This window comes from Kitasatospora sp. NPDC096204 (genome assembly GCF_044763205.1).
Classification (GTDB): Bacteria; Actinomycetota; Actinomycetes; order Streptomycetales; family Streptomycetaceae; genus Kitasatospora.
This window is the reverse complement of record NZ_JBIWFT010000022.1, coordinates 24,180-47,629: the sequence shown is the minus strand read 5'-3', so window position 1 is coordinate 47,629 and position 23,450 is coordinate 24,180. Positions and strand designations below refer to the sequence as shown.

General features: G+C 73.3%; 22 protein-coding genes and 2 tRNA genes. 19 read left to right on the top strand and 5 right to left on the bottom strand.

Annotated features, from left to right (window positions below; genetic code table 11):
• Window positions 1-26: 26 nt before the first annotated feature.
• Window positions 27-998, bottom strand: a complete 972-nt coding sequence (locus ACIQ87_RS23875; protein ID WP_402409903.1) for a sigma-70 family RNA polymerase sigma factor — start codon at window positions 996-998, stop codon at window positions 27-29.
• 424 nt (window positions 999-1,422) lie between these two features.
• Here ACIQ87_RS23875 and ACIQ87_RS23870 point away from each other — a divergent pair, with 424 nt between their 5' ends.
• Together ACIQ87_RS23870 and ACIQ87_RS23865 are read left to right on the top strand one after the other, a co-directional pair.
• Window positions 1,423-2,226 carry a phosphatase PAP2 family protein gene (locus ACIQ87_RS23870; protein WP_402409901.1) on the top strand — a complete coding sequence of 268 codons (804 nt, stop codon included), beginning with the start codon at window positions 1,423-1,425 and terminating at the stop codon, window positions 2,224-2,226.
• Between the two features lie 96 nt (window positions 2,227-2,322).
• On the top strand, window positions 2,323-3,204 hold the full coding sequence (locus ACIQ87_RS23865) for a carbon-nitrogen hydrolase family protein (RefSeq protein ID WP_402409899.1): 882 nt from the start codon (window positions 2,323-2,325) through the stop codon (window positions 3,202-3,204).
• A gap of 55 nt (window positions 3,205-3,259) precedes the next feature.
• On the opposite strand, the gene ACIQ87_RS23860 is transcribed toward ACIQ87_RS23865, so the two are convergent.
• Window positions 3,260-5,725 (bottom strand): FtsX-like permease family protein, encoded by a 2,466-nt coding sequence (locus ACIQ87_RS23860; protein ID WP_402409897.1) that lies wholly within the window; start codon window positions 5,723-5,725, stop codon window positions 3,260-3,262.
• Between the two features lie 266 nt (window positions 5,726-5,991).
• Window positions 5,992-6,057, bottom strand: a tRNA-Arg gene (locus tag ACIQ87_RS23855).
• A gap of 270 nt (window positions 6,058-6,327) precedes the next feature.
• Here ACIQ87_RS23855 and ACIQ87_RS23850 point away from each other — a divergent pair.
• Entirely contained in the window at window positions 6,328-7,134 is an 807-nt protein-coding gene (locus ACIQ87_RS23850; protein WP_402409895.1) for a GntR family transcriptional regulator, read from the top strand.
• Here the strand turns inward: ACIQ87_RS23850 and ACIQ87_RS23845 are convergent.
• Complete coding sequence (locus tag ACIQ87_RS23845; RefSeq protein WP_402409893.1) at window positions 7,118-8,245, bottom strand: XRE family transcriptional regulator; 1,128 nt, start codon at window positions 8,243-8,245, stop codon at window positions 7,118-7,120. The two genes, ACIQ87_RS23850 and ACIQ87_RS23845, sit on opposite strands and share 17 nt — an antisense overlap.
• A gap of 313 nt (window positions 8,246-8,558) precedes the next feature.
• On the opposite strand from ACIQ87_RS23845, the gene ACIQ87_RS23840 reads away from it, so the two are divergent.
• From ACIQ87_RS23840 to ACIQ87_RS23770, 15 genes are all read left to right on the top strand, one after another.
• Window positions 8,559-9,275, top strand: coding sequence for a hypothetical protein (locus ACIQ87_RS23840; protein WP_402409891.1), 717 nt, complete (start codon window positions 8,559-8,561; stop codon window positions 9,273-9,275).
• A 110-nt stretch (window positions 9,276-9,385) separates the two neighbouring features.
• On the top strand, window positions 9,386-9,679 hold the full coding sequence (locus ACIQ87_RS23835; protein WP_402409889.1) for a hypothetical protein: 294 nt from the start codon (window positions 9,386-9,388) through the stop codon (window positions 9,677-9,679).
• 85 nt (window positions 9,680-9,764) lie between these two features.
• The gene (locus tag ACIQ87_RS23830) at window positions 9,765-10,748 is read left to right on the top strand and encodes a DUF2637 domain-containing protein (RefSeq protein WP_402409888.1); all 984 of its coding nucleotides are present in this window, start codon (window positions 9,765-9,767) and stop codon (window positions 10,746-10,748) included.
• Window positions 10,745-11,257 (top strand): hypothetical protein, encoded by a 513-nt coding sequence (locus ACIQ87_RS23825; RefSeq protein WP_402409886.1) that lies wholly within the window; start codon window positions 10,745-10,747, stop codon window positions 11,255-11,257. Before ACIQ87_RS23830 ends, ACIQ87_RS23825 begins: the two co-directional genes overlap by 4 nt.
• Before the next feature lie 90 nt (window positions 11,258-11,347).
• Window positions 11,348-11,797: a hypothetical protein gene (locus ACIQ87_RS23820; protein WP_402409884.1), complete on the top strand. Its 450-nt coding sequence runs from the start codon at window positions 11,348-11,350 to the stop codon at window positions 11,795-11,797.
• A gap of 33 nt (window positions 11,798-11,830) precedes the next feature.
• Complete coding sequence (locus tag ACIQ87_RS23815; protein ID WP_402409882.1) at window positions 11,831-13,468, top strand: hypothetical protein; 1,638 nt, start codon at window positions 11,831-11,833, stop codon at window positions 13,466-13,468.
• 92 nt (window positions 13,469-13,560) lie between these two features.
• The gene (locus tag ACIQ87_RS23810) at window positions 13,561-15,666 is read left to right on the top strand and encodes a hypothetical protein (RefSeq protein WP_402409880.1); all 2,106 of its coding nucleotides are present in this window, start codon (window positions 13,561-13,563) and stop codon (window positions 15,664-15,666) included.
• Window positions 15,667-15,907: 241 nt separating this feature from the next.
• The gene (locus ACIQ87_RS23805; protein ID WP_402409879.1) at window positions 15,908-16,093 is read left to right on the top strand and encodes a hypothetical protein; all 186 of its coding nucleotides are present in this window, start codon (window positions 15,908-15,910) and stop codon (window positions 16,091-16,093) included.
• 13 nt (window positions 16,094-16,106) lie between these two features.
• Window positions 16,107-16,319, top strand: a complete 213-nt coding sequence (locus ACIQ87_RS23800) for a hypothetical protein (protein ID WP_402409877.1) — start codon at window positions 16,107-16,109, stop codon at window positions 16,317-16,319.
• Complete coding sequence (locus ACIQ87_RS23795) at window positions 16,316-16,594, top strand: hypothetical protein (protein ID WP_402409876.1); 279 nt, start codon at window positions 16,316-16,318, stop codon at window positions 16,592-16,594. The genes ACIQ87_RS23800 and ACIQ87_RS23795 overlap by 4 nt, the downstream gene beginning before the upstream one ends.
• Window positions 16,584-16,883, top strand: a complete 300-nt coding sequence (locus ACIQ87_RS23790; protein ID WP_402409874.1) for a hypothetical protein — start codon at window positions 16,584-16,586, stop codon at window positions 16,881-16,883. The genes ACIQ87_RS23795 and ACIQ87_RS23790 overlap by 11 nt, the downstream gene beginning before the upstream one ends.
• 234 nt (window positions 16,884-17,117) lie before the next feature.
• Window positions 17,118-18,038 carry a bifunctional DNA primase/polymerase gene (locus tag ACIQ87_RS23785; protein ID WP_402409872.1) on the top strand — a complete coding sequence of 307 codons (921 nt, stop codon included), beginning with the start codon at window positions 17,118-17,120 and terminating at the stop codon, window positions 18,036-18,038.
• Between the two features lie 126 nt (window positions 18,039-18,164).
• Window positions 18,165-19,745: a YfjI family protein gene (locus tag ACIQ87_RS23780; RefSeq protein WP_402409870.1), complete on the top strand. Its 1,581-nt coding sequence runs from the start codon at window positions 18,165-18,167 to the stop codon at window positions 19,743-19,745.
• Between the two features lie 325 nt (window positions 19,746-20,070).
• Complete coding sequence (locus ACIQ87_RS23775) at window positions 20,071-20,319, top strand: excisionase family DNA-binding protein (protein WP_402409868.1); 249 nt, start codon at window positions 20,071-20,073, stop codon at window positions 20,317-20,319.
• Entirely contained in the window at window positions 20,319-21,485 is a 1,167-nt protein-coding gene (locus ACIQ87_RS23770) for a tyrosine-type recombinase/integrase (RefSeq protein ID WP_402409866.1), read from the top strand. Before ACIQ87_RS23775 ends, ACIQ87_RS23770 begins: the two co-directional genes overlap by 1 nt.
• A gap of 75 nt (window positions 21,486-21,560) precedes the next feature.
• Here the strand turns inward: ACIQ87_RS23770 and ACIQ87_RS23765 are convergent.
• Window positions 21,561-21,633: transfer RNA gene (locus ACIQ87_RS23765), tRNA-Arg, on the bottom strand.
• Between the two features lie 165 nt (window positions 21,634-21,798).
• Between ACIQ87_RS23765 and ACIQ87_RS23760 the strand changes: the two genes are divergently transcribed.
• Entirely contained in the window at window positions 21,799-23,337 is a 1,539-nt protein-coding gene (locus ACIQ87_RS23760) for a glycosyltransferase family 39 protein (protein ID WP_402409865.1), read from the top strand.
• Window positions 23,338-23,450: the final 113 nt, after the last annotated feature.

The window sequence follows — 23,450 nt, the reverse complement described above, 5'->3', positions numbered from 1 at the left end:
CTCGGCCCGTGGGGCCGGCTGGACCGTCAGGCGGCTTCGAAGCCCGCGTGGTCCGCGATCTTCTTCAGTTCGGCCAGCGCGTGCTTCTCGATCTGGCGGATCCGCTCGCGGGTGAGTCCGTGCTGCTTGCCCACCTCGGTCAGGGTGCGCTCGCGGCCGTCCTCCATCCCGTAGCGGGAGCGGATGATCGAGGCGGTGCGGTCGTCCAACCGCCCGATCAGGTCCTCCAGTTCCTCGCGGCGGAGCATGACCATCACGGCGTCCTCGGGGGACGTCGCCCCGGTGTCCTCGACGAGGTCGCCGAACTGGGTCTCGCCCTCGTCGTCGACGGACATGTTGAGGCTGACCGGGTCTCGCGCCCAGTCCAGCACGTCCTTGATCCGGGCCTCGGTGGTGTCCAGCTCGGCCGCGATCTCGGCCGGCTCAGCCTCGCGGCCCAGCTCCTTGGACTTCTCCCGCTGGACGCGCCGGATCCGCCCCAGCTCCTCCACCAGGTGAACGGGAAGCCGGATGGTGCGGGACTGGTCCGCGATGGATCGGGTGATCGCCTGCCGGATCCACCACGTCGCGTACGTGGAGAACTTGAAGCCCTTGGCGTAGTCGAACTTCTCGACGGCGCGCACCAGGCCCGCGTTGCCCTCCTGGATGAGGTCCAGCAGCGGCAGGCCGCTGCGCGGGTAGCGACGGGCGACGGCGACCACGAGCCGGAGGTTGGAGCGGATGAAGACGTCCTTGGCCCGCTCGGCGTCGGCGGCTATCGCCTCCAGCTCCTCACGCGTGACGCCGTCGGGGAGTCCGCCCTCCTCCAGCAGGTGCTGGGCGTACACACCGGCCTCGATCCGCAGCGAGAGCTCGACCTCCTCGGCGGCATCGAGCAGGGGTGTCCTGGCGATCTCGTCGAGGTACATGCCGACCAGGTCGCGGTCGGCCTCGAGGTTGGTCGGGCGGGCCGCGCGACTCCGGTCGGCCCTGTCGCGAACGACGGCACGGGTGGCCATGCTTGCTCCCTTTGCTGGTGTTGCCGAGGTCTGCCTGCCTGCCTCGTGAGGGCAAGATGTGCGGCCCCTGGGGGCTCACACGTAACGATCCAACGAACAGATTCCGGACAACATTCCCAAGTCGCTCAGATTCTTCCCGGCGATGCAGTATCCTGCCGGGTTTCACCCCGCTTCCGGACCCTGGGTGACCGGTCGGGCACGCCCCGTGCCATCGGACGACCGTTGCGGGATCGGTTTCTTCACTCGACCCACACCCCGTCGCCGCCTACCCGTGTGAACCCGCGAGGAGCCGCCGACGTTCCCCGTGCGCCCCCTTTTCCGCCCGCGCCCGCACTTCGGCGCACGCAGGTCCTCCTCACAAAAGATGCCGAATCGCTATCACTCCGGCTCTTGCTCGGCACAGGACACTGGGAAGGTGTCAGCCATGCACCTGACCAACAGCACGACCGTCCTCACCGCGCGTAACCGCAGTCTCCTTCGGGACACCGCGCTCGCGCTGGGCTGTGCCGCGCTGTTCGGCCTGCTGGCGGTCCTGGTCACCGGCCAGTGGCGCCCGCTGGTCCGCTTCGACCAGGAGTGGATCGGCGAACTGCACACCTACGCCCGGGAACACCGGATCTGGACCGCCTCGGTGCAGACCCTCTCGGACATCGGCGGCACCGTCACGATGCGTACGCTGCTCGGGATCGCCGCCGGGTGGCTCTGGTTGATCGGCGCCCGGGTGCTGGCCGGCTGGGTGGCCGCCCAGACCCTGATCGGCTGGGGCGCCCTGTGGGCCCTGAAGCTGGCCTTCGGCCGTAGCCGACCCACCTTCACCGACCCGGTCTCGCACGCCGGCGGCCCGGGCTTCCCCTCCGGACACGCCATGGCCTCGGCGATCACCTGCGCCGTCCTGGTCGGCCTGCTCTGGTACCGGGTCCACCGTCGCGGCCGGACCGCCGCCTGCGTGGTGGCGGCGGCGACGGTGCTGACCATCGGCTGGACCAGGGTCGCGCTCGGGGTGCACTGGCCCAGCGACGTGCTGGCCGGCTGGCTGGCCGCCGGGATCGTGCTGGGCGCCGTGACGGCGGTGATCCAGGTCTGGCGCCCCGGCGCACTGGCCCGGGACGTACGCCGGGTCAACTGGCGCACCAGGCCCCGGGTCCAGCGGGTCACGGTGTCCGCCGGGCGGCCTTCGCGCACCGCCGCCGCACCGGACGAGGACGGGCCCCACGACCCGCGGGCGTAGGCCCAGGACGGGCAGGGGGACCGGACGGGCAGGGCGGGTCGCTGACCCGCCGTCAACCCGCCGCCCCCTGCGGGCCGCCGCGCTAGCGTGACGGCCATGTCCGACACCTCCGCTCCCGCTTCCCCCGCCCCGTCCGCCGGCTACCCCGAGCAGCCGCTGCGGATCGCCACCGTCCAGGCCCAGGCCGTGGCCGGCGACATACCCGCCAACGTCGCCCAGGCCGCCGACCTGATCCGCGAGGCCGCCCGCGCCGGTGCCCGGCTGGTGCTGTTCACGGAGAAGTTCCTCTCCGGATACGAGCCCGAGCTGATCCGCACCGACCCCGCCAAGTACGCGGTCCAACCCGGCGATCCGCGTCTCGCGCCGATCGCCGAGGCCTGCCGCGAGACCGGGACCGCCGCGATCGTCGGAGCCGCCGTACAGGACGGCGCCGACCTGCGCATCTCCGCGCTCGTCCTCGGGCCGGACGGTGGCTTCGTCACCCGCTACGACAAGCAGCACCTGTTCAAGAGCGAACGCGAGCACTACCGCCCGGGGACGGCCGGCTGCACCGTGGAACTGGACGGCTGGCGGCTCGGCCTCGGCATCTGCTACGACTCCGGCTTCCCGGAGCACGCCCGGGCCGCCGCGCTCGACGGCTGCCACGCCTACCTGGTCGGCGCGCTGTTCAGCATGGGCCACGGCCACCACGAGTCCCGCACCTGGTTCCCGGCCCGCGCGCTCGACAACACCGTCTACACGGTGCTCGCCAACCACATCGGCCACACCGGCGGATGGCACACCTGCGGCGGCAGCGCGGTCTGGGGCCCGGACGGCCGGCTGATCGCCGAGGCGAGCGAGGACCGGCGCGAAGTCGTCGTCGCCGACCTCGACCCGGTGGTCCTGCGCACCACCCGCGAGACCGAGACCCTCCTCGCGGACCTCGCCCTCGACACCGGCCGGCCGGCCGCGCCCCGGACCCGGGTCACCCTGGCCTGAGCACCCGACGCCCCGCTGCCGGCTCCCGCCGCACCGGCCGCGACCGCGACCGCGGTCAGGAGGCCCGCATGGCGGCCACCGCGCTCATCCGGCCGACCCGGCGGGCCGGGAGCACGGCGGCGGCCAGGCCGACCAGCACGGTCAGCGCCAGGGCGGCCAGCACCGGCAGGACGGGCGGGGTGCCGACCGTACCCACGGTCGAGGTGACCGAGCGCGCGGCAGCCCACCCGTAGCCGGCGCCCAGCGCGGTCCCGACCAGGGCGCCGGCCAGGGAGAGGAGCAGGGCCTCCAGGGTGAGCATCCGGCGCAGCTGCTCGCGGGACATGCCGATCGCCCGCAGCATGCCGATCTCGCGGGAGCGTTCGCTGATGCTGAGCATCAGGGTGGCCGCGACGCCCAGGCCGGCGATGGCGACGGAGAACGAGAGCAGGGCCATGCTGACGGTCTTCAGCCGGTCCAGCAGGGAGCGCAGGGTGTCGGCCTGGGCGGCCGTGTCGGCGACGGTCACCTGCGGGTGGTCGGCGAGGGCGCGGTCCAGGGCGCGGCGGGCGGTCGGCCGGTCGTCGCCCGTGGCCGGGCTGATCCAGGCCGTGGTGACGGGCGCGCCGGGGGCGAGGCGGTCCAGGGTCGCGGGCGTCACCAGCAGGGTGGCGCCGCTCTGCAGGGTGAACGGCAGGCTGCTGCGGCCGGGTCGCAGGCGCAGCTCGACGTCGCCGACCCGGCGCGTCCCGGTCTCGCCGAGCCCGCTCAGCGCGTCGCCGCCGGTGAGCCCGCGGGCCCGGTCCACGTCGTCCGCCGAGGAGTTGAGCCGGGTGGGGTCGACGGCGGCGACCACGGTGGGCCGGCCGTCGAGGTCGACGGTGGCCGAGCGGACCGGGGTGACGGTCAGCCCGTGCTCGGCGCCGAGCGCGCCGAGGGCCCCGGCGGGCAGGGCGCCGCCGGTGGCCGTCGCCGAGAAGACGCCGGGCTGGCGCGCCGACACCACGGGCACCAGCGACTGCGAGGTGATGTCCAGCGCGGTGACGGCGCCGACCATCACGGTCACGCCGAGCAGCAGTGCCGAGCCGGTGGCCCCGGTGCGGCCCGGGTTGAGCCGCAGCTGCTGGGTGGCGAGCCGCCCGGCCGTACCGCCGAGCCTGCGGGCGGGCCGGCCCAGCACGGCGACGACCGCGGGCAGCACCCGGTGGGAGAGCCGCAGCACCCCGAAGAAGCTGGCGATGGCACCGACGGTGACGGCGAGCAGCGACAGCGGCGGCGGGGTCATCGAGCCGACCGCCAGCAGCGCCGTGCCCCCGAGCAACAGCCCGGAGGTCCACACCGTGGCCCGCACCCTGGCCGCCCCGCCGGTCGGCGCGGGGGCGCCGCCGAGCGCGGCGATCGGCGGCACGGCCGCGGCGGCCTTCGCCGGGCCGCGGACGGCCAGCAGGGTCAGCAGCACGCCGAACAGCCCGGCGAGCAGGCAGGTCAGCGGGGAGGGCATCAGCGACAGGTGCACCGGCCCGAGGTCGAGCCCGCCGACCACGGCGGTACCGAGCGCGCCGAGGGCGATCCCCAGCAGCACGCCCACCACCGAGGCGCCCAGCCCGAGCAGCAGGCCCTGGCGGCGGATCAGCCGGCGCAGCTGCTGCCGGTCGGCGCCCACGCAGCGCAGCAGGGCGAGCTGGCGGGTCCGCTGGGCGAGCACCACCGTGAAGGTGTTGCCGACCACCATCCGCGCCACCGCGAGCGCGATCAGGACGAAGGAGAGCGCGGCGACCAGCACCACGCCGTACATGGTGCTGCTCTGCCGGGTCGCCTCGGTGACCGAGGCCTCGCGGGTGTGCACCTCGACGCCGGTGCCGAGGGCGGTGCGCAGGGCTTCGACGGTCGTGGTCCGGGAGGCGTCGGGGGTGACCCTGACGTCGAGCCGGTCGCTGGTGACGCCGGTCGCGTAGCCGGCGACCGCGTCCGCCGGGACGCCGATGATCGGCACTCCGGCGAGGCTCGGTGCGCCCCGCTCGTCCAGGGTGCCCACCAGCCGGGCGGTGGCGGCGGTGCCGTCGGCCCGGGTCACGTGCACCTCGGCGCCCACGGCGGCGTCCAGCCGGTGCGCGGTCCCGGTGTCGAGCAGCACCTCACCGGGGCCGGCGGGCCAGCGGCCGTCCTTGAGCAGCTGCCAGCGCAGCGCCGGGTCCTCGGCGACGGCGCTGACCGCGGCGGTGTGGTCGAGCGGCCGCCCGTCGGCGGCCAGCACGCCGCCCTTGCCGGTCAGCCGGGGGGCCACCGCGGCCACCCCGGCGGTCTGCCGCACCCGCTCCGCGGTGGCCGCGTCCAGCCCGCCCGTCCTGACGGCCCGGGTCACCTGGATGTCACCGGGCCCGACCTCGGCGGCCGCGGTCTGGCTGTAGGAGTCCACCAGTGCCCCGCTGCCGCTGACGGAGGCGATCAGGAAGGCCACCCCCAGCGCGATCGCTGCGCCGCTCAGGATCAGCTGGCGCAGTTGGCCGCGCAGCTCGGCCACGGTGTATCGGTACGTCGTCATGGGTCCCCGGCTCGTCCGCCCTGACCGGGAACGGTGCTCCGGCAGGGGTCTCGACGAGCCTAGGGACGCGGCGGCCGCGCATCGTCAGCACGAGGTCTGCTTCATGATCACTCCGTGGGCGGACGGCCGCCCACCGCCACCTCCTCCCGGAGAGGTACGCCGCCCCCGAGACGGTCACCCGGAAACGGCGGCGAGGGCCCGGGAACGCCGCAGGCCCTCCTGCCCGGTGTGGGTGGGAGGGCCTGCGACCTGCGTGTTCACTGTGCCCCAGGCAGGATTCGAACCTGCGACACCGGCTTTAGGAGCACAGGTGTCGCTTACCTGCTCTGACCTGCGCCGTTGCGGCACTGCGACTCCCGCATGAGTCCTCACCGCTGGCGCCCGCTGTTCCCCGTGGTTCCCCGCCCGTCCTGGCACGGCTGTGGCACGGGAACTGATGGATCACCAGGGTGAGATCGATCGGCCACAGTCAACGGATCGGGGCAGACCTGCCGACGAGCCGCCCCTACCGAAAGCCACCCGTTCCGGCCCAACAAAGGCCACCATGGAAACTGCATAGACTGGCGCGCACCAGTCGGAAGGGCGGGAGAGTGCGAAAGGGCATGGGAGAGAAGACGGAGCGGTTGGAGCAAACCATCCGCAAATGGATCGACTCCGGCGAACTCGCCATCGGCACCAAACTGCCGTCCGAGCGCAAGCTGTCGGCCGACCTGAGCGTCGGCCGGACGACAGTCCGCCTGGTTCTGTCTCGGCTCGCCGCCGAAGGCCTCGTGGTCGCCCGACAGGGAAGCGGCTACTACGTGAACGCCCGCAGTGCAGAGGGGCAGCACTCGACCACGGAGACATCGCAGCGGGAGCTGGAGCCGTGGCGCATCCACGGCGAGCGCCTGGTCTACGACAACGAGTGGGTGAAGCTCGCGCTCGTCGATGTCGAACCTCCCGGCGTCGAGCGCTTTGAGCACCACGTGGTACGGCTCCAGCACGTTGCCATCACGGCCGTGGTGGACGACCAGGACCGCGTCCTGATGCTCTGGCGGTACCGCTTCGTCCCGGGCAGGTTCGGCTGGGAGCTGCCCGGCGGGATCGTGGATGCCGGTGAAGACGCCGGCGCCGCCGCCGCTCGGGAGGTTGAAGAGGAAACGGGCTGGCGCCCCGGCGCCGTCGAGCACGTGGTCACCTATCAGCCCATGGTCGGCATGGTCGACTCCCCCCACGAAATCTTCGTGGCCAGGGGCGCCACCAAGGTCGGAGAACCGACCGACGCCGAGGAGGCCGGACAGATCGAGTGGATTCCCCTTGCCGAGGTGCCGGGCATGATCGCTCGGGACGAGTTGCTCGGGTCGGGAACGCTCGTCGCCCTGCTCCATCTGCTGGCCAACCGCCCTCAGCGACCTACAGGCGCCCGGTAAGACCCTCAATCCGCCTCCTGTAGCGAACCGAACCCGTTCGGTTCGCCAGGAGGCGGGCCTGCTGCAGGTGTTCTCGGGCTTGGCCGAACTCTCCCCGCACCAGGTGGGCCTGCGCCAGGTCGCATCGCAGCCCCGCTGAAGCCCTCGCGAAGGCGGGATCCATCCCCTCCAGGGCGACGTACAGCTCCGCCAGCGCGTCATCCTCCCCCAGCATCGCAAGGGCGTTCCCACGCCAGCGCGCCAGGTGGTTGGCGTTCAGGAAGATGCTCAGCATGTCCGGGTCTCGCGCTTCGTCTCCTGCCGGCAGCACGGCCGCCGCCTGGTCGAGCGCCCTCTGGCAATCGTTCGCGAGCCCCGCCTTCGCGCACAGCTCGGCCTCCGCCGCGAACAGCCAGGCCGCAAGCCGTGGGGACACCCTGCTGCCTCCCGTTCGCTGCGCGTCGCGCACCAGGTCCACGGCCATCTCAGGACGACCGGCGTCAGCCAGGACGTAGGCCTGCTCCGCCATGGCGTGAGCCAGGTACATGGGCTGCCCGGCTTCGGACGCCGCCCTCTTGCCCAGCTCGTAGTGACGCCAGGCGCGCTCAACCGCTCCTGCATCCAGTGCCTGCCAGGCCGCGAGGGTGGCGGCCCCCGCCAGAGCCGTAGCTACCGGCCGCCTGGCGTCCGGAAGGACAGCAAAGGTCAGAGCGTCCTCCAAGGCGTCAAGGTGCGCGCGCATCTGGTCGATCAGGGCTGCCGCGCCCATCTGCCGATCGAGACGCCGCAGCAGCTCCGTCTGGTCCAGCAGGGCGTCCACCATGCCGAGGCTTAGGCTCCGGGCTGAGTCGATACGGCTGATCAAAGCGTCGTAGCCATCGGCGGTGGGCGCAGCCGGGGGCGGCGCGCCGAATAGCTCGTCGTCGGTCTTCCCGAACAAGGCACGCAAAATGGTCGCGTAGGCGTCCGAGACGGCCCTCCGGCCGTTCTCCCACTCGGAGATGTAGACCTTCAAGCTCGCCGGAGACGCCACGTCCATAAGCCGCTGCTCGGCGTACCGGACGATCTCACGGACCAGCCGGTCCTGAGACCAGCCGCGATCCTTTCGGGCCCGCCGGAGCCCTTCTGCCATGTGCCACCTCCGCCGTGCGACGCCGTTCGTCCACAGCATGCCGCACCAGTGGAGCCCAGCATGGGGGGTTAACAAAACTGGGTTAACCCCTGCTGGCTACCGGGTTGTTGGCGCACGCAGTTCCATAGAGATGCAGCCGGAACTGACAGGCCGACAGCGAACCACTTGACACTGGTGCGCACCAGTTGGAAACTACTGGTGCGCACCAGTTGGCCGACAGGCTCACTGCTCGGGTGCTGCTTGCTTCCGCGACTCCCGCTTTTGCCCGTCTGGGCGCCCCTGAGATACGCACGTGCCCCTAGGAGGCTTCGCCATGCCTGCTACGCCCCGTACGACCGCAGCCCCGACCGTGACCGGACGCGCCTACGCCCGCCGTGTGGCGTCGCTGACCAGCGGTTCCTGCCGGATGTCGGCGGGTGCGTGGGTGGCGGAGGCCCAGGGCGACGAGCGTCGGCGCCGGGCTGCGGCGTGCCGTCTCGGTCGGCTGACCGGGACGCGGGCACCGCGGTGGAGCGGTGAGATCGGCGAGCAGGACTGGCGGACGGTGCTCACGGCCGGCGCGGCGGCCCTGGCCGAGGCCGGGACGGTGTCCCGCGCCGTGGCCGAGGAGGAGCCCGCCAAGTGCGACAGGTGCGGCACGAAGCTGAACCGGGCCAACACCGGCACCCGGTGCAACCCGTGCCAGGCCTCCGCCAGCACCGACTCGGACCAGCAGCAGACGCCCACCAAGGACCGCTCCAAGGCGGACCGGGGACACCTCGCCGCCAGGGCGCAGGAGTTCACGCGGGACGCGAAGGGGTCCGACGGCGGCGCTGTGGTCGACCTGACCCGCAACGGCCGGGCCGAGGCTCTGGTGGACGAACTGCTCGCCGCCCGTCCGACGACCGCCCCGGACATGATCAGCGAGCAGGAGCGCCGACTGATCGAGGACTGGAGCCCGCTCCGCAACGGTCCGCGCTGGAGCGACACCCGGCGGGCTCTGTCCGGCCCCCGTCGCCGCATCGGCAGCGAGTCGATGCCGGCGCACTAACCCACAGCTCACCCCCTACTGCCCTTCGCGGTGGACGGCTCCCTAACTCCTTGGCCGGAAGAGGAGCCGTCCCCGCCGGGCCCACTCATCAACCAGGAAGAGGTAGACCCGTGAGGTCGATTGTTGCAGGCCAGACGGCCTTGGACGAGGACGAGTTCGCCGAGCTGGCGCTCGGGTTTGTCGGCGACTCGGAGTTCACCCGGCTGTTCACCGGTGTGCCCGGTGAGAGCGCCGTCGAGCGTGAGGCCCGGATGGACGCCGCGTCGGACATCGTGGCGGACCTGCGCCGGGAGGACCCGGTGCTGGCCGCCTACGCCGAGCGCTTGCTGAGCACGGCCCCGGTGCCGCTGCGGCGCCCGGCGGTCATCCGCCGCGACACGGTCACCGGGCGGGTGGCGGCGTGACGACGAGCCTCGCGCTCACGGCCGCTCACCGCTCGCTCACGGCGCGCTCGCCGCTGGTCTGGCGGTGGTCGCGGTGAAGGTGCCGATGAACCAGGAACAGATCCGGTCCGCTGAGAAGGCGTTGGCCGTGGGTACGTGGACGATCACGCTCGGCGCGGTCCTCTACAGCATGCTCACGGTGACCCCGCTGATGTCTCACCACAGCCCGAAGGGCTGGGAATGGACGGCCCCGATCCTGCCGCTGGTCGTGGACGCGGCGGTAGTGATCGTAGTCCGCCTGGACAGCGCGCTCGCCCGCCTCGGCGGCGACGGCGGCCGATGGCCGATCGTGCTGCGCTGGATGACCGGCGCCATGACGGTGCTGCTCAACGTGGGTCAAAGCGCGTTGGATCACGACAAGGTCGGGGTGGCGGTCCACTCGGTCGCGCCGCTGCTGCTGATCGTCACGGCGGAGACCTCGCTGGCCTACCGGCGGGCAATCGCCGCCGCACTGGCCGCCCGTGAGACCCGTGAGCGCGATGAGCGGGCCGAGCACGAGCGCCGCGCCGAAGAGCGCCGCCGGCAGGAACACGAGGACCGGCAAACCGAGCAGGAACGGTCCGACCGGGCCGAGCGTGAGCGCCGTGAGCACGAGGAGCTGATGGCCGCACAGCAGCGTGAACACGAGCTGCGAATGGCCGCCGACGAACGCCAGGAACAGCGGCGCCGCGAAGAGAGCGAACGGGCCGAACGGCACCGCCGTGAGCGCGAGGCGAGCGAGCGTGAGCGCCGTGAGCGCGACCGTGAGCAGACCGCCGCGCAGGACGCCGAGCGACTGCGGCAGGAACTCCTCTCCGCGCCCGCCGCGGCCGAGCGACTGCCCGAGGACGACGCCCGGCTGACCGTCCAAACCGCCGTGGCGCTCGGTCTCCCGCAGCGCCGTGCGGCCGAGCTGACCGGCTGGTCGACCGGATGGGTCGCCGCCCGCTACCGGGAGTTCGGCACGGCCGACTCGGAGCGCCCCGCCCTGCACGCCGTACCCGCCACCACCGAGAACACCGCCCCCCGCGCCGAGGAGCAGGCATCGTGACCACCACCGACTTCCGCCCCACCACCGCCGACCAGATCACCGCGGCCGGCACCCTGCTGGCCCTGCTGCACGCCCACTCGGCCCTGCCCACCGCGACCATCCAGCTCCAGTACCTGCGGATGCCCGACACCCGCGACTTCCTGTGGGGACTGGAAGTCGCCCTGCACAACGGCCTCGACCACTTCGAGCAGTGGCGGCACGCCCTCGGCATCGACCCGGCCGCCGTCGACCACCACACCGCCGTGCACGGCACGCTCGCCTGGCTCACCGCCACCACCCCCCACAGCGGCATCCCGCTGAAGCTGACCGGCTTCTACCACCAGCCCGAACCCACCACCCTCTCGGCCGACACCTCCGAGGAACCCGCCACGGACAGCTGCCACTTCTGCGGTGAGAGCAAGCCGGACGTCACCGTCCAGGAAGACCCGTTCGCCCTGGAGCTCAACAACGAGTCGTGGAGCATCCCGATCTGCGACGACTGCCTCCAGCTCCGCTGCGACGAGATCTGACCCTCACCCCGCAGACGGCGCCCTCGGCCTCGTACCGGAGGGCGCCGTCCGGGTCCCTGCCTGCTCCGACCGCCTGACCAGGGAGCCTCCATGACCAGCGTCCGTGCCGCCCGCTTCGCCGCCGCCTACGCCCTGCTCCGCGCCGCCGCCGACGTGGCGGACCACTGGATCCAGACCGACCACCAGGCCTCGACCAAGGGCCACCACGACCACAACGACGGGCAGTCCAGCGCGGCCGGCCGCCGCGCCTGCGCCGCCCACGTCGCCACCTACACCGCCACGCAGGCCGCCGCCCTGCTCGCCGGGTCCCGGCTGCTGGGCGTCCGGCTGCGGCCCGGCCCGGTCGCCGCCGCCCTCGCCCTCTCGGCCGTGACGCACTACATCGCCGACCGGCGCGAGCCCCTGCGCCGCCTCGCCGACGCCACCGGCAAGGGCACCTTCGTGCGGCTCGCCGACCACGGCATGAACGGCGCCTACGCGCTCGACCAGGCGTGGCACCACGCCGCCGAGACCATGGCCGCCCTGGTCGCCTCCGCCTGACCGTCCGTCCACGTGAGAACCGGAGCGCACATCATGTCCGAACCGGCCGCCTCGACGCTGGTCGAGGTCGTTCCCGCCCCCCAGAACCCGCCGAGCCCCGACCCGAAGCCCTCCAAGTCCGCGCCGCAGCCCGCTCCTCAGGGTGCGATGCCGGGCGTCCCGCTGGCGGTGGCCGTCGCCAACGCCCTCGGGACGGCCGGGGCCGGGGCCGCGACGCTGGGCGGCGCCGCCACGGTCGCCGTGGTCGGTGCCGCCGCCGGTGCCGCCGCCCTCGGCGGCCTGGCCCGCCGCGTCCGCAACCGCCGCCGCACCACCGACCACCAGGGCACCGCCGGTGCCGCCGCCTTCCACCACGCGGCGGCCCGGGGCGGCTCCTTCTCGCCGCCCGCCCGCACCACCGGCTTCAACTCCGCGTCTTCGCATGGCCGTTCCGGAGGGTCGGCCGGTGCCGCCTCCCGGCCGGGCTCCGGCCCGGTCGGCCGCCGGGCCGCTGCCGGTGCTCCCGTCGCCGCCGACCGGAAGGGGCCGGTCATGCCGCGAACGGCCGGAACCACCACCCCCGCCGCCCACCACATCGGCGCCGTCGGCGGCGTGTCCCGGCCGTCCAAGCGGTCCGGACGGAACAGCCACGACGGGCCCGGCGGGTACCGGCCGCCGGCGATCGTGCACACCCTGGCCAAGGCCGCCTCCCGCCTGCCCGGCCTCCAGGACCCGGCCCCGGCCGGGCGGACCGCACAGCGCCCGGCCCGGCGGGACGAGCGGTTGGCGCGGGTCGCCGAGCGCACCGCCCGCCGGGTCGCCAAGGGCCAGGCCAAGGCCCTGCGCGCGGCCGGTATCGACCCGGCCACCGGCTCCGGCGCCAACCCGAAGAACCCGGCCGGATCGTCCGGGGCCGGGCGGGTCAACCCGGTGCAGGCGACGGCGCTTCGGCGCTCGGCGATGCGGCACCGGGCCCGGATGGGCGCCGCGGCGCTCGCGACCGGCCTGGTCGGGCTCGGCTCGGCGCTAGCCGGCAACTGGAAGCACAAGGGCAAGGTCGCCGGTCACATGCGCCGCACCTGGCAGCGCCTGGCCACCCGTGCCCGCGCCGTCCGCCAGACCCGGGACGGCGCGATCCTCGGCAAGCAGGCCGCCGACGGCACGCAGGTCCCGGTCCCGGCCGAGACCGTCAACGTCCCCGGCCGCAAGTCCCGCGCCATGGCCGAAGCCCTGGCCAGTGCCTTCCCCCGCCGGCAGGAGCCGGGCGAGGGCCCCGAGACCCGTCCGATCACCCTCGGCACCCCCACGAAGGAGAAGCACGCCATGTCCGAGTCCCTCGACGGCACCGCCGCCACGTTCAGCCTCGCCTCCGCCGCCGACGTGATCCTCCAGGCGGCCACCACCTTCGACCCCGAGACCATGGCCGACTTCAAGGCCCTGATCGAGGAACTGCCCACCGCGTTCACCACGCTCCAGGACGTGCTGCGGGTCCTCGCCGAGAAGGCCGCCGAGCAGCTGCCCGTCGACCCGTCCGTGGTCGAGGAGATCGGCTCCGGCTACCGGGCGATGGGCCGCGTCGTCAACGCCCTGGAGGAAGTCTCCCCGACCTTCCGCAAGGCCCACGCCGAGGACCTGGAGCGCCAGGAGAACCCCCGCAACGGCCTGGAGGCCGAGCGGAAGTGGAACGTCTGACCCACCCCGCTCCCTCCCCAGCGTTCGCACCCGGCCGGGCCGTCCACACCCTGTGGACGGCCCGGCGCCCTTCCCGGCTGGAGACCGCCACCATGACCAAGAACACCAAGACCACCACCGGGCCGCGCCTGGACTGGAAGGCCGGACACGGCCTGCTGACCGGCACCCTCAACGGCACCCTCGGCGCCCTGTCGACCACCGCGCTCGGCCACGCCACCGGCATGCCCGCCGGATGGGCGCTCGCCGCCGGAGCCGCCGGGGCCATCGGCACCCTCGGCGCCGGCCTGCGCCGCAAGCTCACCGGCGCCACCCTGGCGTTCCGGGGCACGTGCTGGATGGCCGCGGGCGGCTGGTCGTCCTGGGCGATCGCCCACGGCGGCCCCTGGCAGTGGCCCGAGCTCGGCTCGCTGGCCGTCGCCGGGATCGCCGCCGGCACCCTCGGCGCCGCGTTCGCCGCCCACGAGGAGACCGAGCAGGCCAAACGGCAGCACCTGCTGCTGATCGGCGCCCGCCGCCAGCTCGCCGCCGACTGGACCGACCGCATCAAGCGGGTCTGCGGCGTCGAGGTCACCGTGCTCGGCATCGAGCACTGGCCCTCCGGCGCCGGATACACCCTCGAACTCGAACTCCCCGAGGGCGGCACCACCCGCCGCTCCATCGCCGACCGGGCCGAGGGCCTCGGCTCCGACCTCGACCTGCCCGACGGCTGCGGCCTCCAGGTCATGCCCGGCATCTCCCGGCGCCGCGTCCTCATCCAGGTCACCACCAAGGTGATCACCGACGAACTCCTCTTCCCCGTCGAGGAGATCGAGGAGACCACCACGGTCAACAACCCGATCCCGGTCGCGCTGCTGTCCGACGGGGCCCGGGCGGAGATGGACCTGCGGCAGGCCTCCACGATCGTCACCGGCCCCACCGGCACCGGCAAGACCAACTGGCTCCACAGCCTCATCGCCCGGCTGACCCAGACGAACGACGTGCTGGTGTGGGTGATCGACCTCAACGGCGGCTCCATCGGCCTGCCCTGGCTCAACGCCTGGCGCGACGCCCAGATCGGCCGCGAGGGCTCGCGCTGGGCCGGAGCCGACATCCCCGTCCCGGGCGTGGACTGGGTCGCCTCCACCATCGACGAGGCCAAGCGCATGCTCGCCGCCGCCGTCCGCATCGCCAAGACCCGCAAGTCGGCCTACCAGGACGCGATGCGCGACGCCAACGACGACAAACTGCCCGTCTCCCCGACGATCCCGGAGATCGTCATCATCATGGACGAGGGCGCCGAGGCCGCCGCCAGCCGCGAAGCCCGCCAGATCATCGCCGGGGTCTCCGAGGTCGTCCGCATCGCCCGCGCCATGGCGATCCGCGCCGTCATCTCCGTCCTGCGCGTCACCCAGGACGTCCTGCCCGACCCGCTCGTCCGCAAGATGGCGAGCAACAGGCTCGCCACCGGCGCCCTGGAGGACTCCGAACTCGGGCACCTCTTCGGCTGGCGGGCCCTGCGCGCCGAGGACAGCTTCTCCGGCCCGGGGTCGGTGCTGCTCGGCACCGAGGGCAAGCAGCCCGCCAAGGCCCGCCAGCCACGCATCACCCCCGACATGATCGAGGAGATCAGCGCGGCCACCGCCCGCCGCCGCCCCGCCCTCGACGCCCCCTCCCTCGACGCCGCGGGCGCCGACTACACCGCCCGCTGGACCATGGACCGCTGCGGCCACCTCTGGGCCAGCACCGAACCCGTCACCGCCGGAGCCACCCCCGCGACGAGCACCACGTCCGGCCCGGCAAACGGCGCCGCTCCGGCCGGCGGGTGGAAGGCCACCGCCGGGTGGGACACCCCCGCCGCCGCGCCGGTCGACGAGCTGGAGTCGATCTGGCTGCTGCCCGCCGCCACCAAGGACGCGCCCGCCCCGGACGGCACCGACTGGGCCGACCCGTCCACCTGGACCAACGGCCGCGAGGACAAGGCCGCCGAGCCGGGCGCGCGCGAGGCCGCGCTCATGCTCCTCATCAAGGCCGGGCCCGAGGGCACCGGCGCCAGCGCCATGGAGAAGATCCTCAAGCCCGAGTTCGGCACCACCCGCCCGACCATCGCCGGGTGGCTCAAGACGTGGGCCGAGAGCGGCGAAGTGGTGCGCGTCGGCGAGGGCAGCAAGGCCCGCTACGTCCACCGGCAGCACCTGCCCGAGCCGCCCGCCGGCGCCTGACGGAACCGGCCTGTCTGTCGCCTGTAGCGCCCTCCCCGGAGGGGGGGCCGGTCGTGCCGAAAGCCTGTCATCCCCCCTGTGACCTGCGGGACTACAGGCTACAGACAGGCGACAGGCAACAGGCGACAGACAGGCCGCACTACAGGCACACAACAGGCTCCACCGCCCGCCCAGACCCGACCCGGGCGGGCCGAGCGCCGCCCCGAAACGCCCTCCACCCACCACCCCGGAAGGCACCGCCATGGCCGTCACGATCAGCGTCACCGTCCTGCTCGCCATCACCGCCATCCTCCTCATCCGGGCCCGCCACACCACCCTCGGCACCGCCGTCATCGTCTGGCTCTCCGGCTTCACCACCGCCAGCACCGGCCTCGCCGACCCGGTCAACACCGCCCTCGCCGCCGTCGCCCACCTCTTCCACCACTGAACCGGCGCCCGCGATGACCACCCCCGCCCCGATCCGGCCGCTCGCCGCCGTCCACCTGCGCGAGGCCCTCCAGGCCGCCGCCGACCGCGAGCCCGCCACCGCCCTCGCCGCCCTCATGCACATCGACCCCGACTCCTGGACCGCGATCGAGCAGCGCGCCTCGTTGCTCGGCACCGACGTCCTGAACCTGCTCGCCCACGCCGCCCGCACCGGAGGTACCCCGTGAGCACCACCACCGACGCGATCACCGCCGCCGTCCTCTTCGGCCCCGGCGTCGTCCTCGGCGCCGCCGTCCTCATCTCCCAGCGCGGCGCCCGCGCCGACTCCACCGCCGTGCAGCAGGTGCTCGCCGAGTCCGCCGCCGAACGCGCCACCCGCACCGCCCGGACGGACACGGCCCCGCCCGACGGCGGCGAGGGTGCCCCGGCCCCCACCACCGCCCCGGTCCGGCTCGCGACCATCCTCGCCTTCCCCGAGGGGCGGGTGCGGCGTGCTGCCTGACCTCCCCGTGCAGCTCCGGCCCGTGCGGGGCGTGGACCTGTTCGCCGGTGTCGGCGGGCTCGACCTGCCCGCCCGCGCGCTCGGCATCCACGTCACCGGGATCGAGAAGAGCCCGGACGCGTGCGCCACCCGCCGCGCCGCCGGACTCGCCACGATCGAGGACGACGTCCGACGCTACGGCCCCGGCGGCGAGCCCGCCGAGACCCCGCTCGGGTTCATCTACTGCGCCTGCCAGATCGGGCAGGGCGCCGCCCCCGAGAACTGCGCCTGCGGCACCGGCCAGGACTGACACACCATGGGCGCCCCGCTCGACTGGCGCAACGCCTCCCACTTCGACCGCACGGGCGACCGCCCGTGCCGTTGGTGCGGTCGCCCCACCCCGCTGCGGGACGACGAGCGCAGGCCCTCGCACAAGGTCTGCGCCGAACAGCGGCACAGCACTTCAGCCCCCGTGCCGGTCGCGGCTGTTGGCGAGGCCGGCACCGGGCTTCTTTCCGAATCCCCGCCCAGAGAGGAGCTTCCCGTGTCCGAACACTGGGAGCGCGCCCTGTCCGCGGCTCTGACCGCCGCCGAGCGCGGGCACGCCGTGTTCCCGCTCACCTCCCACAAGACCCCCGCATTGCCCTCCCCGCACCCGCCCACCAAGGTCGGGCAGTGCCGGGGCGAGTGCGGCAGGCTCGGCCACGGCGTCCACGACGCCACCACCGACCCGGACCTGATCCGGCGCATGTTCCAGCGCGCCCCGTGGGCGAGCGGCTACGGCATCGCCTGCGGCCGGGCGCCGCTGTACCTGATCGGTATCGACCTCGACGTCAAGGATGGCCTGGACGGCGTCGCCGACCTGCATGCCCTGGAGGTCGAGCACGGGTTCACGGTCCCGGCCACCGCCACCGTCGCCACCCCGTCCGGAGGATGGCACCTGTGGCTGGCCACCGAGCCCGGCACCCACGTCCTCAACTCCGTCGGCAAGACCCGCGGTCACGCGCTCGGCATCGACGTGCGCGGCACCGGCGGCTACCTGGTCGGCCCCGGGAGCATCGGCGACGCTGGCCCCTACCTGTTCGCCCCCGGCACCGACCCGGGCGTCATCACCCCCGCCCCGCCCGCCCTGCTCGCCGCTTTCGCCCCGAAGGCGGCCCCGGTCACCGTCCCGGACCCGGCGGCCCTGCGGGAGCGGATCCACCACCAGGACGCCTACACCCGGGCCGTGCTGACCCGTGAGGCCGACAAGGTCCGCGCCACCACCGAGGGCGGGCGCAAGAACCGGCTGTGGGCGTCCGCCGCCGCCGTCGGCCGCCTCATCCACGCCCGCGCCCTGGACGAACAGCTCGCCCACGACACCCTGCTCGACGCCGGGTTGGCGACCGGCCTGAAGTCCTCCGAGTGCGAGTACGCCATCCGGCGCGGGTTCCAAGCCGCCACCAACGCCTCCCGCGCCGCCTGACCACGGGCACCGCCATGGGAGACCGGAACAGCGCTTATCCGGTCTCCCATGGCCCCGCCGCGCCCACACATCCCCGGCCCCGCACGGGCCCCCTCACCACCCGACCACACACCCGGAGGAGTCTTCGTGACCGCACCCGCCCCTCGCCCCGCAGAGCCCTACGAGAACGTGACCAGCCTGTTCGGCGAGGGCTGGGACCAGCTGGAGCCCCCGCCGCAGGCCGTCGACGTGTGGGACAGCCCCGTCCCCCTCGGCCAGGCCAACGCGCTCCCGCTGTTCCCCACCACCACGCTGCCCGGCTGGCTGGCCGACATGGTCGCCGCCGTCGCCGAGGAGACCCAGACCCCGCCCGACCTCGCCGGATGCATGGCCCTGGCCGCCCTGTCCACCGCCTGTGGAGGAAAGGCCGAGGTGGGCGTGCGCGGTCGGTGGCGCGAGCCGGTGAACGTCTACACCGTCGTCGCGCTGCCGCCCGGCAACCGGAAGTCCGCCGTGGTCGGCGAGATGATCCGGCCCCTGCTCGTCGTGGAGAAGGAGCTGGTGGAGCAGACCGCCGCCGCCCGCGCCGAGGCGGAGGTGGCCGCAAAGGTCGCCCGCGCCGCCGCCGAGGCCGCCACCAAGCGCGCCGCCACCGCGAACCTGGAAGAGCGCGAGGGCGCCACCGCCGAGGCCATCGCCCTGGCCCAGCGGGCCGAGAGCGCGGTGATCCCGCCGAAGCCGCAGCTCATCGCCGACGACATCACCCCCGAGGGTCTCGCCACCCTCATGGCCGACCAGGGCGGCCGGGCCGCGATCCTCTCCCCGGAGGGCGGCATCTTCGACATCATGGCCGGCCGCTACTCCGGCAGCCCCAACATGGAGGTGTTCCTCAAGGGCCACGCCGGGGACCTGCTCCGCGTCAACCGGCAGGGCCGCGAGGCCCAGTTCCTCGACGCCCCGGCCCTGACCATGGGCCTGTCGGTGCAGCCCGAGGTGTTCCAGGACCTCGCCAACACCAAGGGCGCCGACGCGCGCGGTCTGCTCGCCCGCTTCCTCTACTCGCTGCCGAAGTCGATGATCGGCTACCGCAACGTCACCCCCGACCTGATCCCCGACGACGTAGCCGCCGAGTACGACCGGCAGATGGGCGTTCTCACCCGCACCATGCACGCCCGCACCGAGATGGTGCGCCTCACCCTCACCGCCGAGGCGAACGAGATCCTGCTCGCCCAGCAGAAGCGCACTGAGGCCGCCCAGCGCCCCGGCGCCGCCCTCGCTCAGGCGGGCACCAACAAGTGGGCTCCCAAACTGGACGGCGCGGTCTGCCGAATCGCCGGTCTGCTCCACCTCGCCGCCCACCCCGATGGCCATGACCTCGCCATCAGCGGCGAGACCATGGCCGCCGCCGGGACCATCGGCGAGTACTTCACCGCCCACTCCCTCGCTGTCTTTGACGCCATGGGCAGTGACGCGGCCCTGTCCAAGGCCCGCACCGCCCTGGCCTGGCTCGCCGCCAACCCCCGCGAGTCCATCAGCCGCCGGGAGCTGTTCAACTCCCTCTCCCGCACGGACTTCCCCACCGTCGCCGACCTCGACCCCGCCCTCGCACTGCTGGAGGACCACGGGTGGATCAGGCAGATCGAACCGCCCAAGCGCACCAGCCGCGGTGGCCGGCCGCCGTCCCCTCGCTACCAGACCCACCCCACCGTCACCCACTCCACCAACTGACCGCACCCAGAACCCGCCGCAGAACCCGCAGAACCTGCAAAACCCCCACCAACACCATCTGACCAGCACAAACACCAAACCACGCCACTCCCGCAAAACCTCCGGAAACTCCCGCAGAACCCCCACCACCCCGACCAGCCACCACAGAGGCCGAGGTTTTGCGGGAGTTTCCCGGAGTTCTGCGGAAACCAACCCCGCCAACAAACCCGCAGCTCAAGGCCCATACAGAGGGGTTTTGCAGGTTCTGCGGGTTCTGCGGCGCCCCCAAGACCACTCGTCGCTCTCGGAAGCGCTCACGAACACCATCCCGCCGCAGGAGGACACCTTGGCCAAGACTCCCAACCCCGGGGACCGAGAGCAGTTGCTCAACGTCGCCGAGGTCGCCGAGATGCTCGGCACCTGGAAGACCAGCGGCGAACGCTTCCCCCGCCGGCTGATCGAGGAGCGCCGGATCACCTTCGTCAAGGTCGGCCGCCTCGTCCGTATCCCGGCCTCCGCCGTCGCCGAGTTCATCGCCGCGAACACCGTGCAGCCCATCTCCTCCCGCCGCACCACGAACAGGAACGCCGCCTGATGGCCAACAAGAAGAACAGCCGCCGCCGCTTCGGCGCCGTCCGACAGCTCCCCTCCGGCCGCTGGCAGGTCCGCTACCGCGACCCGCTCACGGGAGCGCTGCGGCCCGACGAGAAGACGTACGACACCAAGACCGACGCCGAGGTCAGGCTGAGCCAGCTCGAAGCCGACATCACCCGCGAAAAGTGGGTCGATCCGGACGCCGGCAAGGTGAACTTCGGCGAGTACGCCACCCGCTGGCTCAAGGAGCGCAGGCTGGAGGAGACCACCCGGGAGCGGTACGAGACCGCGCTCCGACTGCACATCCTGCCCACCCTCGGTCCGAGGTTCATCATGCAGATCACCCCGGCGCGTGTGCGGGCCTGGCGGACCCGGCTGCTGGACTCCGGCGTGGGCGAGCCGACTGTGGTCAAGGCGTACCAGGTGCTGCGGGCCATCATGAACACGGCCGTGGACGATGAGCTGATCAAGCGCAACCCGTGCCGGATCAAGGGCGCCGACACGTACGACGTCCCCGAGCGGCCGGTCCTCTCGGTGACCGAGGTCTTCGCCGTGGCCGGCGCCATCACCCCCCGGTGGCGAGCCCTGGTCCTGATCGCCGCGTTCACCACGCTGCGGTTCGGTGAGCTGGCCGCTCTCCGCCGGCGGGACGTCGACCTGGAAGCCCGCGTCCTCCGCGTCCGCCGGAACCAGGCCGAGCTGTACAGCGGGAGGCTGTACGACAAGGCGCCGAAGAGCCGCGCCGGGTTCCGACCGGTGGCCTTCCCCGCCTCGATCGTGGACGCCCTCCGGCACCACCTGGAGCACTACACGGGGCAGGGCCCGAACGGCCACATGTTCATCGGGCCACGCGGAGGCCTGCTCCGCCGGAGCAACTTCCGGGACGACTGGGTCGCCGCGAAGGTGAAGGCAGGGCTCCCGGAGGACGTGCACTTCCACGACGTCCGCCACTTCGGCAACGAGTTGGCGGCGCGGAGCGGCGCGAGCACCCGAGAGCTCATGATCCGCATGGGCCACAGCACCGCACGGGCCGCTTTGATCTACCAGCACATGACCGATGGCCGAGACAGGTCCATCGCCGACCGGATGGGGGAGATGGTCCAGCGGGAGCTGGAGAAGGAGGCCCCGCCGGACGGTTCTGGCACGGACGTGGCACAGGAGGACTGACATCCCAGGAGTGGCTGAGGCCCAGAGCGGAGGGATCGCCCCTCTGACCTGGGCCTCAGTACACCTGCGACCTTGTGCCCCAGGCAGGATTCGAACCTGCGACACCGGCTTTAGGAGAGCCGTGCTCTATCCCCTGAGCTACTGAGGCGCGGCCCGGACGCCACCAGGCCGCTCACAGCGTACCGGATCGGGGGTCGGTCGCGGGGTGACGGAGGGGGTACGGGGGGCCGACGGGGCGTCAGGGCTGGTCCAGTAGCCTGCCCGGCATGGTGGGACGCGCCCGCGCACCGCGTTGAAGGAGACGAAGGACTCGATGAGACCTGCTGTGCACCCGGTCGGTCGGCTGTTGGGTCAGGTGTGGGTGTGGCCCGCGCTCGTCATGCTGGCGGTGGGCGGGTACCGGCTGGGGACGCCGGACCTGTGGCGGGACGAGATCGCGACCTGGACGGTGGCCACCCGCTCGCCGGGCGACCTGCTCCGGCTGCTCCAGCACATCGACGCCAGCAACGGCGCGTACTACGTGCTGATGCACGGCTGGACGGCGGTGTTCGGCGACTCGACGATCGCGCTGCGAATGCCCTCCGTGCTGGCGATGGCCGGGGCGGCGGCGCTGGTGTCGCTCACCGCCCGGCGGCTGTTCGGCAGCCGGGTGGCGGCGGTCGGTGCCGGGCTGCTGCTCGCGGTGCCCTCGGAGATCTCCCGGTACGCCCAGGAGGCGCGCTCCTACGCCCTGGTGACCTGCGCGATCGCGGCGGCCTCGCTCTTCCTGCTGCGGGCGCTGGACCGGCCGTCCTGGCGGCGCTGGGTGCCGTACTGCCTGGCCATGGCGCTGGCCGGCGCCGGGCACCTGATCTCCTTCAGCACCATCGCCGGGCAGGTGGCGCTCGTGGCGCTGCACCTGTGGCGGACCCGTTCGGCGGTGGAGTGGCGGCTGCTGTGGCAGTACCCGCTGGCGGTCGTGGTGGCGGCGCTGCCGGTGCTGCCGGTGGTGCTGCTGGGAAGCCGGCAGTCGGACCGGCAGCTGGGCTGGATACCGACCCCCTCCACGGAGGACCTCACCTCCTTCGGGGAGGTGCTGTTCGGCTCGGAGGACGTGTTCCACGCCTTCCTCCCGCTGGCGCTGCTGGCGCTGTTGCTGCCCGGCCGGCGGATCCAGGCCTGGCAGCTGCTGCTGCTCGCGGTGCTGCCGGTGGCGGCCGTCTGGCTGGTGTCCTGGTCGGGCGAGACCTCGTACTTCCTCGGGCGGTACCTGCTGTTCACGGTGCCCGCCTGGGCGGCGCTGGCCGGCGGCGGCGCCGGGGCGGTGTACGGCGCGGTGACGGGCCTGGCCCGCCGGCTCGGCCGGGAGCCCCGGGGGGCCGCCGCGGTGGCCGGGCTGCTGGCCGCCGGGCTGCTCGCGGTGCCGGCCGTGAAGGCCCTGCCGGAACTGCAGTCGGTGCGGTACGTGGGGTCGCACAACCGCTCGGTGGAGCCGTTCAAGGCGGCGGCCCTGGAGATCTCGGCCGGCTACCGCGCCGGGGACGGGATGGCGGCCCCGCTGGGTGACCAGGCCTGGGCGATGGCCTGGCCGGGCGTCAGCTACTACCTGCCCTCGGACGTGCGCCCCTACCCGGTCTTCGTCGCGCGGAGCGCCGAGGACGCCGAGGACCTCTCGCCGGCGCCCTGCCCGCAGCCGGAGGCCTGCCTGGGCGACGTGTCGCGGATCTGGCTGATCGTCCTCGGCGACACCGAGGACCCGCTCGGCACGATGCCGCCGGACCAGGCGCAGCTGCTCCGCGCCCGGTACGGCGCCCCGGACCGGGTGACCCCGCTCGGCGGGCTCACGCTCGCGCTGCTCGACCGGGACGTATAGGGCCTGTCTTCGACTCGCGTCCGCGGGGCGTCGCCGGGCGCGCGAAAGGGAGGAGGGGAGCCGGTGGACCGGCTCCCCTCCTCCCTTTCCTCGTCCTGCCGCGTTCGACGGCC